Source organism: Caballeronia sp. M23-90, from assembly GCF_053574605.1.
This window is the reverse complement of record NZ_JBSIPA010000156.1, coordinates 1-13,016: the sequence shown is the minus strand read 5'-3', so window position 1 is coordinate 13,016 and position 13,016 is coordinate 1. Positions and strand designations below refer to the sequence as shown.

Here is a 13,016-nt window from a genome sequence, read left to right as displayed (position 1 = left end):
TAGCAATCGTTGCAGTATCCCGGCGCGTTTGTCGTGACCTGCCACAGCGGCGTCACGCTGGCCGCCGCGCACGCGAAACGCGTCGGGATACTGCAACGATTGCTCGTAGATTGGAAAACCATCGGGACTGTAGACACGCAACGCAGCCCATGTGCGTACCAGCCGCACGTTCTTGAGCATGGGAAAACTGCGCACGCCGCGACGCGCGATGGTCGACAGCACATCGGTGGTGGTGAAGTCGTTGTATCCGACCTCTTCCATGGAGTCCCCGAATTGCACCGAACCTTCGTCGGTCTGGCGCACGTTGATGGTCGGATAATGCAGAAACGGTGCGACGCGTTCGCTCACCAGAACCTGGCCGCGATTCGGCGCGACCGGTGCGTGCAAACCAACCTGCGTACTCAGCGCACGGTTACCAAGACCCGCCGACAACACCACACGCGGCGCGCGCCACACGGCGCTCTTGCCATGCACGGCGAACCCGCCTTTATCCGGAACGATCCGTCCGATCTCCTCGCCGCTCACGAGCTTCACGCCTCGCCGCTGCATCGCTTCGTGAAGCGCGCGCAGGAGCTTGAGCGGATTCACGTGGCCGTCCATGGGCGTGTAGCTCGCGCCGATCACTTCAGGACCGACCGCCGGCAGGCGTTCGCGCAACTCCTTTGCATCGAGCAACTGAAACGGATAATCGCCGCCAAGCTCGGCTTGCAACGTGGACAAGCGTTTCTCGCGCTCAGCGAGTTCATCGTCGGAAAAACAGAGGTGAAAACCGCCCGGCTGTTTCAGCGATACGTCGATCCCCGTCTCTTCGAGCAGCGACTTCGCAAGCCCCGGCCATAGTTGCGATGAACTGCGCGACCACCGTGCGTAAGGCGACAGGCCGTAGCCTTTGCCCTGCACCCAGACGAGCCCGAAATTGCCGCGGGATGCACGAAAGCCGCCATCGCCCTGATCCAGGACCGTCACTTTCATCCCCTCGCACGCGAGCCCGTAGGCCACCGCGGTCCCCACCAGCCCGCCGCCGACCACCAGCACGTCGGGACTGTCGACTGCATTGCCTTTCATCGTGTTTCTCCTATCAGGACGCGGTCCAGACCGACCATGCGGTCCAGCACGAGCATCAGGATGACCGTTCCAACGATCATCACGGTCGATACCGATGCGACCAGCGGATCGATCGTCTGCGCAATCTGGTTGTACATTGCAACCGGTAGCGTAGTCGTGCCGGGCGTTGCAACGAAGATGGTCATGGTGAGCTCATCGAAACTCTGGATGAACGACAGCACCCATCCGCCTGCAACGCCGGTGCGGATCATCGGCAGGACGACGCGGCGAAATGCGGTAAAGCGGCTTGCCCCGCACGACAACGCTGCGCGCTCGGCATCGCGGTCGAGCCCGATAGCCGACGACAACGCGAGCCGCAACGCATACGGCAACACGATGATCACGTGCGTCGCGCACAGCGCCCAGAACGAGCCGCCGAGCCCGAGCAGGCTCAGGAACCGCAGGAATGCGATACCGAGCACGACGGCCGGGATCATCATCGGCGAGAGAAAAAAGCCGGTGAGCGCGCCGCGTCCGGGAAAGCGATAACGCGCGATCGCGAGCGCCGCCGGGACGGCAAGCGCCACGCCAATGGTCGATGCAACCAGCGCCAGTTTCAACGAAAGCAGGAATGCATCGAGGATCTGATCGTTCTCGAGGATCGCCTTGAACCAGCGCAGCGACGCGCCATCGAAGGGCAGCGAGATGAAGCCTTTGTCGGTGAACGCAACCGCGATCACCACGACCAGCGGCGCCGCGATAAACGTCAGGAACAGCGCGTTGAACAGCAGACCGAGGAATCCGTTTTGTTTCATGACGTCTCCGGGTTCAATCGAAGATGTGTTTGAAGCGGCGCTCGGCGAGCCGGCTGCAGCCCATCACGATCGCCACGTTCGCAATCAGCAACAACACCGCGATGGTCGCGCCCAGCGGCCAGTTCAGCGTGCCGAGGAATTCGTCGTAAGCGGCGGTTGCGACCACTTTCAGCCGCCGTCCGCCGATCAGCGCAGGCGTTGCGAACGCGGACGCTGACAACGCGAACACGATGATCGAGCCCGACAAGATGCCGGGCAGGATCTGCGGCAACAGCACGCGGCGGAAGACGCGAAACGGCGACGCCCCCATGGAACGGCCGGCCCACTCCACTTGCGGGTCGAGTTTCTGCAGCGTGGCCCACACGGACATCACCATGAACGGCACGAGTACATGGGTGAGCGCGATGATGACGCCCGTCATGGTGAAGACGAGCCGGATCGGTTCGGACGTGATGTGCAGCGCCTGAAGCACGTTGTTCAATACGCCGTTGTTGCCGAGCAGGATTTGCCAGCCCAGGGTTCGAACGACCACCGATATCAGCAACGGTCCGAGCACGATCAAGAGGCAGATGGATTGCCACGGCCGTTTCATGCGCGCGAGCACGATGGTCTCCGGCACGCCCAGCACGATGCAAAAGAACGTCACCGCGAACGCGAGCGCTGCGGTGCGGCCGAAGATCGCGGCGTAATACGGATCGGTGACTACCTCGAAGTAGTTGCGCCACGTGTACGTTGCGAGCGTGCCCGCTGTGTCGCTGAAGACGTGGAAGGACAAGACGAACGTCAATAACAGCGGCACCAGCAGCAGGCCGCAGAACAGAAGCAGTGCAGGTGCCGACAGCAACCAGGGCGCGGCGCCGGCGCGATCGTCGTCAAGCGTGGCCATCGAGTGTCTCCTTTTGCAGCACGCGCAAGTCGTCGTCCGACCACATGAGGCCCACTTGCTCGCCTTCATTCGGCGGTGGCGCCCCGTTGTTCGGCTGCGCTACGCTGACCTGTCCAAGACCTGTATCGATGAGCAAGAGCCATTGGTTGCCGGTAAACACGCGCGTGGTGATGCGGCCCGTGGCGCGCATCTCTGCACCACCGACTGCCAGGTGCACCTTCTCCGGCCTTATGTACACATTCACCTTGCCCTGCACGTGGCGGCCTTCGTGCGGCACCTTGAGCGTGGTGCCGGCGACATCGACTTCCGCGCATCGGCCATTGCGGCGCAGGACTTCGCCTGGCAGCAAGTTGGTCTTGCCGAGAAACGCCGATGCAAACGGCGTCTCCGGGCGCTCGTACGCCTCGAACGGCGTGCTCAACTGGGCGATCGTCCCGCGATGCATCACCGCAATCCGGTCGCTCATGGTCATGGCTTCGACCTGATCGTGCGTGACGAGGATTGTCGTGATGCCGAGACGCTTCTGGATTCCCCTCAATTCGATATGCATTTCCTCGCGCAGCTTGGCGTCGAGGTTGGACATGGGTTCATCGAGGAGCAGTAGTTCAGGCCGCATGGCAAGGGCGCGCGCAATTGCCACGCGCTGCCGTTGTCCGCCTGAAAGCTCTTTCGGATATCGGCCGCCCAATCCGGTAAGACGCACGAGTTCCAGCGCTTCGGCCACGCGTTCGGCGCGCGCCGCGCGCTTCATGTTGCGCATCTCGAGACCGAAACCCACGTTGCCGTTCACCGTCATATGCGGGAACAACGCGTAGCTCTGGAAGACCACACCCATGCCGCGTTTTTCGGGGCGTTCGTGCGTGATGTCGCGGCCATCGAGCATGATGGTGCCGGTGGTCGGCGTGACGAAACCTGCGACCATCTGCAGAGTCGTGGTCTTGCCGCAACCGGAAGGACCGAGCAACGACAAGAACTCACCGCGTTCAACTTCGAGGTCAATCTGCTCGATTGCCGTGAAGTCGCCGTAGCGCTTCGAGATGCCTTTGAGTGTCAGAAAGCTCATGGGGGTTCTTGTCTGCTTATGGTTGATTTCAGCGTTCGACAGTGCGATTCCAGCGATCCGTCCATTCCGTCCGATGCTGGTTGATCGTCGTCCAGTCGACCGCGATCAGTTTGGCGATCTGTTCGGGTCCATAAGGCACGCGCGCCGCGACTTCAGGCGTCAACTGCACCGTCTTGTTGACCGGGCCGAGACCAATCGCCTGGGCCTGAATCGTCTGCACTTCCGGGCTCAGCAAATACTGGATGAATTGCTGCGACAAAGCAGGTTGCGCATTTTCCGCGACCGCGCATGCAGCGACTTGCAGCGCTACACCGCCCTCTTTCGGATAGAAGAACTTCAGCGGAAAGCCCGTGTTCTGCAACGCGACAGCACGACCGCTTCCATACGGCGCGAGGATCACATCGCCGCTTTGCATCAAGCCGTCCATCTCGCCGGGCGTGGGGGCCCACGAAAGCACATCGGGGGCGACCTGTTTTGTGATCGTGTTGAAACCCGGATCAATGTTCTTCTCGCCGCCGCCATTCATGCGCGCCAGCATCACGAGCGTGTGCAGCCCATAGGTATTCGTGATCGGAGGAACACCGAGCTTGCCCTTCAGGCGTTTATCGGTAAGGACGTTCCATGAGTCCGGTGCCGGCAGGCCCATCTTCTTGAAGGCGTCCGCGTTGTAACCGATGCCTGTTGCCACCATGCCCACGCCCACGGACGTCGGGCCAAGACGCGAAAGCGGGTACAGGTCCTTCATGACCGGTGCTTCATCGATCTTTCCGCACAGACCCGCCTGCATGGCCTGATACATCGGGCCGTCGTCCATCACGGCGACGTTGATCTGCTGATGACCCTTTTGCGCCTGCAGTTTGGCGAGCGTATCGCTGGAGTTGCCCGCCACGTAGACGATCTTCACGTCATGCGCTTTCTCGAACGGCGGAATGATTTTCTGCCGATACATGGTCTCGTTCGAGCCCCCGACGTTCGCGACATACAGGGTCGTCTCGGCCTGCGCGAGGAGCGGCGCGCCGAATGCGCCGATTGCGCCTGCAACGCCCAGTGCAAGCGCGCACTGTCGCAGAGAGGAACGGGAAGACGACGAGCGACGGACGTGCTGCAGTTCTTTCATGGTTTCTCCAGACGGTGCAGGGTCGGATGTTCAACGAATGTAGGGTGGACGAATTTATTTTGTTCGCCGCGGGGCATATCGTCCAATACGAATAAAATAGCTACCCATACAACAATGATATGGGTTGCCTGAAATGAATCTGAAGCATATCGAGGCGTTCCGTGCCGTCATGCTCGCCGGTTCCATGACCGCCGCAGCCAAGGAGCTGTTCACTTCGCAGCCCAATATCAGTCGCCTGATCACGCAACTCGAACGTGAAACCGGGCTGCAGTTGTTCCTGCGCAGCGGTGTGCGGCTGATTCCAACGAGCGAAGGGAATTCGTTCTTCCGCGAAGTGGAGCGTGCGTATGTAGGCCTGCAAGGGCTGACAAATGCTGCAGCGCAAATCAAGAACCTCGGCACTGGCCGATTGCGCATTGCAGCAATGCCATCGGCGGGCATGACGCTCGTGCCGCATGCGATCCAGCGCTTCCAGGCGAAGTATCCGGAGGTGACCGTATCGCTGCATGTGAATACGTCGGGGACGGTCAATCACTGGACCAGTTCGCAGTTCTGCGATCTTGGCGTTGCGATCTATTCGAGCGAGGCGTCGAATTGCGAGGTCGAGCTGTTGTCGAAGGTCGCGGCGGTGTGCGTGCTTCCGGCCGGACATCGGCTGGCCAAGAAGACGTCGCTCAAGCCGAAGGATTTCGAAGGCGAACCGTTCGTTTCGCTATGTCACGGCGACGGCACCCGCGCGCAGATGGACGAGGCGTTCACGCGTGCGGGCGTCGAACGCGTGCTCGCGATCGAGGCGCAATACGCCGCCATTTGCTGCGAGATGGTCCGGTGCGGAATGGGTGTGACGCTCGCGCATCCCCTCGTGGCGCAGGACTTCGCAGGGCCGGATATTGCGATCCGGCCATTCACGCCGTCCGTGATGTTCCCGATGTATCTGCTATTCCCGCCGCATCAGCCCAGGGCGCGCCTGACCATGGATTTCGTCGATATGCTCAGGGAAACCCATGATGAGCAGCTTGCGTCAATGGACAAGCCGCAGCGTTTGAAGCGGGCGTGATCGCCGTACGTTCGCCGTCCAACCATCCTTTAACGTAATACCTTATGCCACCTGTTCTCGAAACCAGCCGTCTCACTCTTCGTCCTCCGCAACACAGCGACTTCCACGATATCCACGCCATGTGGTCCGATATCGATGTCGTTCGCCATGTCACGGGCGTTCCATTTACAAAAGAAGAAGCATGGGCACGGCTGCTCAGAAGCGCGGGGCATTGGTCACTGATGGGCTTTGGGTATTGGGTCGTCAGCGAAAAACACAGCGGCGCGTTCCTGGGCGAAGTCGGCTTCGGGCAGTACAAGCGCGGTATCGATTCATCGTTCGATGCAAACCCGGAGGCCGGCTGGATGCTGACCTCGGCGGCGCAGGGAAGGGGCTATGGAACCGAAGCCGTGCAAGCTGCGTTGCAGTGGTCGGATGCGCGCTGGCCGCAAGGAGAGACGGTCTGCATTATCTCGCCTGCGAATGAAGCGTCATTGGCACTTGCCGCCAAATGCGCTTTCGAGGAAGTTCGCAGCGATACCTACAAGGGCAGACCTACGCTCGTGTTGCATCGGAAGGCGAATGCGATCGTAATCAGCGCGCAGTAACATCGATCGAAACACCGTCGGGGACGAAGATGCGCGCTCGCTTCAGCAGCTTGGTACGTGGCCTGATCGTGATCGGTCTGGCAAGTAATCTAGGTAACGCTGTGGCGCAGGAGGAAGCCGCAAGCGTTGTGCAGGGTGAAGAGCCCGCGCAGGCGGCGACTCCGCGGCCTGCGTCGGGACCGACTGCAAACACGCTTCGTCCCGAACGCACACGCGCCGCCAAAGCCACACCGTCGAGCGACGCCAAACCCGATAACGCCATTCCCGTCCCGCCCGAAGCACAATCCGTCACGCAGCACTCCATCAAGCTCGACGGCAAGAAGATCGATTACACCGCCACGGCCGGCAATCTGCTCTTGCGCAACAACGCGGGTCAGGCCGAAGCCAGCATCTTTTATGTGGCGTACACGTCGGACCCAAAGCACGCCGCCACGCGCCCCATCACCTTTCTGTTCAACGGCGGACCCGGCGCGGGCACCATGTTCCTGCTGATGGGATCGTTCGGACCGAAACGCGCGCATACATCGAGTCCGGACATCACGCCGCCCGCGCCCTACGTGCTCGCGGATAACCCGGACAGTCTGATCGATACCACCGATCTGGTTTTCATCGATGCCCCCGGCGCGGGCTTTTCACGCATCGTGGGCCATGCAACCGGCAAGCAGTTCTGGGGCGTCGACGAAGACCTCGGCGCGTTCGAGCGTTTTATCGAGCGATACCTGAGCGTCAACCAGCGCTGGAACTCGCCGAAGTATTTGCTGGGCGAATCGTATGGCACGGCGCGCGCCGCGATGCTTGCGTACAAGTTGAGCCAGAGCAACATTGCGTTGAACGGCGTGGTGCTGATGTCGTCGGTGCTCAACTCGGCCACGCGCGCACCTGGCACCGACCTGGAAGCCGTGAGCTATTTGCCCACATACGCCGCCATCGCGTGGTATCACGACAAGCTCATGCCGAAGCCGCCCAACTTGCAGACGTATCTCGATGAAGTCCGCGCGTTCGCCGCCGGCCCCTATGCGCAAGCTTTAGCTCAAGGCGACGCCTTGCCCGATGCCGAGCGCGATGCAATCGCGGCGCGCGTCGCCGGCTACACCGGCCTCACCGTCGAATATGTGAAAGAGACGCGGCTCGAAATCTGGCCATCGCGGTTTCGCAAGCAACTGCTGCGCGGGGAATCACGCAGTCTCGGACGATACGACGCGCGCTTTGAAGGGATCGACTATGACGACGCCGCCGAGCGTCCCGACTACGACGCTTCGGTCACCAGCGTGTCGAGCGCGTTCGACGCCGCGATGCATCAGCATCTCGTGCAGGACCTGCATTTCGAAGCGCCGGATGCGTATCGCGTATTCAACGACAACGCGTTGTCGCAGTGGAACTGGAAGCATCGTGCGTCATGGGGCGAGCAGTTGTCGCAGCCTTACGCGGCAGGCGACCTTGCCGCAGCGATGCGGCAGAACCCGCGCCTTCGCGTGCTGTCGCTCAATGGCTACTTCGATCTCGCGACGCCGTTTTTCCAGACCGAATACGACCTGTCGCATATGGGACTGGACAAGTCCTTGCGGCCGAACATCCAGCGCGCGTATTACCCGACAGGCCACATGATCTATCTCGACGATGCATCGCTGCATGCGCTCAAGGGCGACCTGACGCGTTTTTATAAAGCGGACGGCGCGGCGAACCCCTAAAGCAACGGCAAGCCGGCATAACGCTTCACCTCGCGCAATGAAAGCATGGATTCAACCGCCGATACCCCCGGCAACACGCGCAGTACGTCGCGCATGAAGGTGCCGTAATCGTCGAGATCACGGGCCACGACTTGCAGCAGATAATCTGCAGTGCCTGAAACGTTGTTACACGCGACAATCCGCGGAATCGCCTGAATCTCGCGCTCGAACCGGTCCGACAACTTGCGGTCGTGCACGCTAAAACGCACTTGCACGAAGGCGACCAGCCCGAGTCCCAGCGCCGAGCGCGACAGGACCGCGCGATACCCTTCTATGTACCCATCCGCTTCGAGCCGCTTGAGTCGCCGCGCGCAGGGCGTTTCGCTCAAGCCGACGCGCTCGGCGAGACTTGCGTTCGTGGCCCGGCCGTCGGCCTGCAACGCGATCAGAATCGCGCGGTCTATCTTGTCGAGATCCATCTGTCACCTATCCTCCAGAGAGGACTCGAATGGTAGTGCATTCCGGCAGAAATCGGGGTTATCTGAGCGGAATGCGGCCAACAAACGTCAGGCGGGGAAATCCGTGGACCGTGCGAGACTTTCCCAGGCCTGCAGCTCGCGTTCAACGAAGGCGTTCTTTTCCCGGATGCGCGCCACGGCGTCCGTGCCCATTTGCAACCTGAGCGGCGGCGTTTGTGCCTGGACGAGCGTCAGCATTGCAAGCGCGAGGCGCTTTGGATCGCCAGGCTGCTTGCCGTTGTAGGCCTTCGCGGTTGCGCGGACCTTCCCGGCGGTATCGGCGTAATCATCGATCACGTTCTTCGACTCCACCGCCGACGATGAATCCAGGAACTCAGTGCGGAAATACCCCGGCTCGACGACCGTGACGTGAATCCCCAGCGGCATGAGCTCTGCATGCAACGACTCGGACAAACCTTCTACGGCGAATTTCGTCGACCCGTACACGCCGAAGCCCGCGCCGACCTGGTAGCCGCCCAGCGACGAAATATTGATCACATGGCCGTTGCGTTGGCCGCGCATGATCGGCAAGACGGCGCGTGTCACATTGAGCAAACCCATGACGTTGGTCTCGTAGATGCTGCGGACTTCCGCCGCGCTCGCTTCCTCCACCGCGCCGGCCAGGCCGTAGCCCGCGTTGTTCACGAGCACATCGATCCGCCCGAACCGCTCCGTCGCGAGCTTGACCGCTTCGTGCGCGGCGGCCTCGTTGGTGACGTCGAGATCGACCGGCAAGAGGGCCGCCTGTTCGCCCAACGTCTCGGTAATCGCCTTCGACTTGCGCGCAGTCGCCACAACGGCGTCGCCATTGGCGAGCGCCGCGGCGGCGATCTCCGCGCCAATTCCACGCGACGCACCCGTGATGAACCAAACGCGTTTATAGCTGGCTTGATCGGTCATCTCCCTGCTCCTCATTGAATTGGAAGCCGTAGACCGGTTTCCATTAGCCAAATCGTACGCGCCGGATTGCCCGCGAAAAACGGGATCGCGGTACATTCGCCTTGAACCGCAAGTTCATAATGGAGGGCAGCGTGGACAAGGATTTTCTGGACGGCGTTACGATGTTTCTCGCCGTCGCCGAGCACAAGAGCTTCACGGTCGCGGGCGCGCGCCTGAAGGTGTCGGCGACCGCAGTCAGCAAATCGATCCGCGTGCTCGAACAGCGTCACGGCGTTTCGTTGTTCCAGCGCACGACCCGCCACGTGGCCCTTACCGAGGCGGGCGATGCGCTCTACAAGCGTCTGCGTCCGGCGGTGGAAGATATAGATGGCGCCTTCGAAGCGCTCAATGGCTTTCGCGACAATGCGTCCGGCACGTTGCGCGTGACCATGACGCGCTCGGCATGCACGCTGCTGATAGGACCGATGATCGAAAGGTTCCGGCTGACGCATCCCGACGTCCACCTCGATCTCACGCTCGATGAAGCCGCCGTCGATCTGGTGGAAAGCGGTTTCGACGCGGGCATCCGCCTGGGCGAAGCACTCGCCAAAGACATGGTCGCGCTCCGGCTGACGCCGGACATCACATGGTCGATAATCGGCAGCCCCGCCTATTTCGCCAGGGCGGGACGGCCGCAAACGCCGCACGATCTTGTGGACCACGAGGGGCTCCTATATCGCTTCGGCGGATCAGGCGCGCTACACAGATGGGATTTTCAGGTCGACGACCGAAAGGTCATCGTGGACATACCCAGCAAGCTGACCGTCAACGACCGCAGTACCCTGGGCGACTTCGCGCGCAAAGGTCTCGGGTTGGCTTACATGGGCGACTTCGAGGTGAGCCGCGAACTGGCGAGCGGCGAACTGGAACAAGTGCTTTTGCCCTTCACGCCGCCAACCGACGGCCTCTACCTCTATTTTCCTGTTCGCACGCAGTCGCAGGCGAAACTCAGGGCGTTTATCGATGCATTGAGGCCAGCGGTTTGATCAATTGGCAGCTTCATACCCATCGGTGAGCGTGTTCAAGAACGCGACCACGTCCTTGATTTCGGCTTCGTTCATCGCGGGTGCATCGCCGGGCTTGCGATCGAACGGCGCTTCCGTATTGATGTTCGACCAGTAGCGTTTGGGCAAGTCGTCGAACTTCTGCACCTTGCCGTGGGCAACCGGATAGAACTTCTCCGGATTGGTATCGCGCTGGACATAGAAGCGCACGACTTCATCGAGCGAGTGATAAATGCCGTTGTGGAAAAACGCCTTGCGCGTCGCCACGTTGCGCAACGACGGCGTCCTGAAGATGCCGCAATATTCCGACTGACCCTTCAGGTCGTGGCGCTCCGGTCCGCACGCGCCTAGATCGAAGAATTTCGGGTCGCGGTTGATTGGCAACGCGCGATTGCGCGGCACGCCAACTGCAATCAGACCGAAGTCGCTGAACTGCGGCGGCGACCCGTCTTTCGCGCGCTGGCTGATGTGACACGCGGCGCAATTGCCTTTCTTTTCGTCGTTGAAGAGCTCCAGCCCGCGCAACTCCGCTTCGTTCAGTTTCGACTTGCCCGCAAGGAACGCATCGAATTTGCTCGTGTACGGATAGAACTTCTGCGGCGTCTGCTCGAAGGCTTCGAGGGAACGCAGGATGGCATCGAATGCCTTGTCGTCCTTGTCGAATACATTTGCGCCGAACGCCTCGCGGAACTCGCCTGCATAGGGCGCGGCTTTGACCGCCGCGACGACTTTCGCCGGCGTGCTGCCCATCTCAAACGATGACGTCAGCGGTATGCGCGCCTGGTCCGCACCGTGATCCACGCGCCCGTCCCACGTCAGCCCGCCGGTCGGACCGGCATCGACGCTTTCGTCGCCTTCGTCGTCCGAGTCGTGGAAATGCTGCGTGAATTGCGGCACGGACTGCAGGTACCGAAGCGACGGCACCGCGCGAAATCCCGGCCGGTGCATATCGCTGCCGCCCAGTTGCACGGACAACCCATTCGGCGGTCCGAACGCATGGCTCGGGCTATGACACGACGCGCACGCGAGCTTGCCAGATCCCGACAGTGAAGGATCCATGAACATCTTCTCGCCCACCGATGTCATCAGCTTCACCTGTGCGAAGACCTGTGCGCGAGATTTCGCTTCGCTTGCGCTGTAAGACCCGGCTTGCGGCGCCGCAGATGCTGCATGCGAATCGCAACCGGTGAGAACGATCGCGGAGACACACAAGGCGGCAAGAGACAGCGACAACGAAACGATGGATGGCATGTGCATAAGGCTTCAGAGAGAGACCGAAGCGTATGACGATCGCATGTCATTTGCGTGACATGACAAATGCCCTTCGTTATTTGCGCTGAAACCTGACACATTCTTACTTGATGAAAGCAATATTAAATGTTCCTGTCAAATCCAGTTGGGACACTGCGGCACCGGCAAACTTACACGTGCATTCCGCCGGTTCCCCAACGACCGAGACCTATCGATGAACAAGAAACTCGTCCTCGCCGTGCCCCTCACGGCGTCGATCGCAATCGGCCTGTACGCATGCGGCGGCAATGACGACAAGAAAGCCGACCTGACATCGGTGAAGAACATTGTCGTGATCTACGCGGAAAACCGCAGCTTCGACAACCTCTATGGCAGCTTCCCGGGCGCAAACGGCCTGCAAGGGGTAACCGCCGCGAGCGCACAGCAACTCGATCGCGACGGCAGCGTGCTCCCGGTACTGCCGCCGATCTGGAATGGCCTGACCGCAACCGGCGTCACGCCCGCGGTCACGCAAGCCATGACGGCGAACTTGCCGAACGCGCCGTTTGCCATCGATGACCCCGCGGGTTTCAACACGCCGTTGTCGCTGACCACGCGCGACCTGTATCACCGTTTCTATGAAAACCAGATGCAGATCAACGGTGGCAAGAACGACAAGTTCGCCGCGTGGGCCGACTCGGGCGGGTTTGTCATGGGTCACTACAACACCAACGCCGACAAGCTGCCGCTCTACAAGATCGCGCAGCAATACACGCTCGCCGACAACTTCTTCATGGGCGCATTCGGTGGCTCGTTCCTGAACCATCAGTGGCTCGTCTGCGCGTGCACGCCGATCTATCCGAACGCGGACAAGAGCGTGGCGGCGGGGTCGATTTCATCGGTGAATGCAGATGGTGTGTCGTTGAAGGTGACGGCGGCTTCGCCGGCATCGGCGATCGCGGGCATTCCGAAGTTCGTGAACTCGGGCAACCTGACGCCCGACTTCTTCGCCATCAACACCATGCAGCCGCCGTATCAGCCAAGCGGCAACACGCCGCCAACCGGCGGCGATGCAACGCTCGCCGACCA

The 13,016-nt window shown here is 61.1% G+C and carries 13 protein-coding genes; 5 read left to right on the top strand and 8 right to left on the bottom strand.

The features are described from left to right. The 5 genes from ACRXB1_RS16835 to ACRXB1_RS16815 all read right to left on the bottom strand — a co-directional run. A partial coding sequence (locus ACRXB1_RS16835; protein WP_449492621.1) for an NAD(P)/FAD-dependent oxidoreductase occupies nucleotides 1–1,065 on the bottom strand: 1,065 nt, incomplete at its 3' end. Beyond that, nucleotides 1,062–1,859: an ABC transporter permease gene (locus tag ACRXB1_RS16830; RefSeq protein ID WP_062001195.1), complete on the bottom strand. Its 798-nt coding sequence runs from the start codon at nucleotides 1,857–1,859 to the stop codon at nucleotides 1,062–1,064. The genes ACRXB1_RS16835 and ACRXB1_RS16830, both read right to left, overlap by 4 nt. 13 nt (nucleotides 1,860–1,872) lie before the next feature. Continuing rightward, nucleotides 1,873–2,745, bottom strand: a complete 873-nt coding sequence (locus ACRXB1_RS16825; protein ID WP_062001196.1) for an ABC transporter permease — start codon at nucleotides 2,743–2,745, stop codon at nucleotides 1,873–1,875. After that, nucleotides 2,732–3,808 (bottom strand): ABC transporter ATP-binding protein, encoded by a 1,077-nt coding sequence (locus ACRXB1_RS16820; protein WP_062001197.1) that lies wholly within the window; start codon nucleotides 3,806–3,808, stop codon nucleotides 2,732–2,734. Before ACRXB1_RS16820 ends, ACRXB1_RS16825 begins: the two co-directional genes overlap by 14 nt. Before the next feature lie 28 nt (nucleotides 3,809–3,836). Continuing rightward, nucleotides 3,837–4,925 carry an ABC transporter substrate-binding protein gene (locus ACRXB1_RS16815; RefSeq protein ID WP_449492620.1) on the bottom strand — a complete coding sequence of 363 codons (1,089 nt, stop codon included), beginning with the start codon at nucleotides 4,923–4,925 and terminating at the stop codon, nucleotides 3,837–3,839. Between the two features lie 133 nt (nucleotides 4,926–5,058). Here ACRXB1_RS16815 and ACRXB1_RS16810 point away from each other — a divergent pair, with 133 nt between their 5' ends. From ACRXB1_RS16810 to ACRXB1_RS16800, 3 genes are read left to right on the top strand one after another with little or no spacing between them, the layout of a single operon-like run. Further along, on the top strand, nucleotides 5,059–5,982 hold the full coding sequence (locus tag ACRXB1_RS16810; RefSeq protein WP_062001199.1) for a LysR substrate-binding domain-containing protein: 924 nt from the start codon (nucleotides 5,059–5,061) through the stop codon (nucleotides 5,980–5,982). 44 nt (nucleotides 5,983–6,026) lie between these two features. After that, entirely contained in the window at nucleotides 6,027–6,569 is a 543-nt protein-coding gene (locus ACRXB1_RS16805; protein WP_449492619.1) for a GNAT family N-acetyltransferase, read from the top strand. A gap of 29 nt (nucleotides 6,570–6,598) precedes the next feature. Then, nucleotides 6,599–8,257: a S10 family peptidase gene (locus ACRXB1_RS16800; protein WP_449492618.1), complete on the top strand. Its 1,659-nt coding sequence runs from the start codon at nucleotides 6,599–6,601 to the stop codon at nucleotides 8,255–8,257. Here ACRXB1_RS16800 and ACRXB1_RS16795 read toward each other — a convergent pair. Together ACRXB1_RS16795 and ACRXB1_RS16790 are read right to left on the bottom strand one after the other, a co-directional pair. After that, on the bottom strand, nucleotides 8,254–8,715 hold the full coding sequence (locus ACRXB1_RS16795) for an Lrp/AsnC family transcriptional regulator (RefSeq protein WP_075360087.1): 462 nt from the start codon (nucleotides 8,713–8,715) through the stop codon (nucleotides 8,254–8,256). The two genes, ACRXB1_RS16800 and ACRXB1_RS16795, sit on opposite strands and share 4 nt — an antisense overlap. Nucleotides 8,716–8,802: 87 nt before the next feature. Then, nucleotides 8,803–9,654, bottom strand: a complete 852-nt coding sequence (locus tag ACRXB1_RS16790) for an oxidoreductase (RefSeq protein ID WP_449492617.1) — start codon at nucleotides 9,652–9,654, stop codon at nucleotides 8,803–8,805. 131 nt (nucleotides 9,655–9,785) lie between these two features. On the opposite strand from ACRXB1_RS16790, the gene ACRXB1_RS16785 reads away from it, so the two are divergent. Beyond that, complete coding sequence (locus ACRXB1_RS16785) at nucleotides 9,786–10,679, top strand: LysR family transcriptional regulator (RefSeq protein ID WP_449492616.1); 894 nt, start codon at nucleotides 9,786–9,788, stop codon at nucleotides 10,677–10,679. Here the strand turns inward: ACRXB1_RS16785 and ACRXB1_RS16780 are convergent, their stop codons facing one another. Next, complete coding sequence (locus tag ACRXB1_RS16780) at nucleotides 10,680–11,948, bottom strand: cytochrome-c peroxidase (RefSeq protein ID WP_449492615.1); 1,269 nt, start codon at nucleotides 11,946–11,948, stop codon at nucleotides 10,680–10,682. A gap of 214 nt (nucleotides 11,949–12,162) precedes the next feature. On the opposite strand from ACRXB1_RS16780, the gene acpA reads away from it, so the two are divergent. Then, a partial coding sequence (gene acpA / locus ACRXB1_RS16775; protein ID WP_449492614.1) for an acid phosphatase occupies nucleotides 12,163–13,016 on the top strand: 854 nt, incomplete at its 3' end.

Coding starts and splice junctions, on each gene's coding strand:
- ACRXB1_RS16830 (WP_062001195.1), bottom strand. CDS start 1,859: ATGAAACAAAACGGATTCCTCGGTCTGCTGTTCAACGCGCTGTTCCTG.
- ACRXB1_RS16825 (WP_062001196.1), bottom strand. CDS start 2,745: ATGGCCACGCTTGACGACGATCGCGCCGGCGCCGCGCCCTGGTTGCTG.
- ACRXB1_RS16820 (WP_062001197.1), bottom strand. CDS start 3,808: ATGAGCTTTCTGACACTCAAAGGCATCTCGAAGCGCTACGGCGACTTC.
- ACRXB1_RS16815 (WP_449492620.1), bottom strand. CDS start 4,925: ATGAAAGAACTGCAGCACGTCCGTCGCTCGTCGTCTTCCCGTTCCTCT.
- ACRXB1_RS16810 (WP_062001199.1), top strand. CDS start 5,059: ATGAATCTGAAGCATATCGAGGCGTTCCGTGCCGTCATGCTCGCCGGT.
- ACRXB1_RS16805 (WP_449492619.1), top strand. CDS start 6,027: ATGCCACCTGTTCTCGAAACCAGCCGTCTCACTCTTCGTCCTCCGCAA.
- ACRXB1_RS16800 (WP_449492618.1), top strand. CDS start 6,599: ATGCGCGCTCGCTTCAGCAGCTTGGTACGTGGCCTGATCGTGATCGGT.
- ACRXB1_RS16795 (WP_075360087.1), bottom strand. CDS start 8,715: ATGGATCTCGACAAGATAGACCGCGCGATTCTGATCGCGTTGCAGGCC.
- ACRXB1_RS16790 (WP_449492617.1), bottom strand. CDS start 9,654: ATGACCGATCAAGCCAGCTATAAACGCGTTTGGTTCATCACGGGTGCG.
- ACRXB1_RS16780 (WP_449492615.1), bottom strand. CDS start 11,948: ATGCCATCCATCGTTTCGTTGTCGCTGTCTCTTGCCGCCTTGTGTGTC.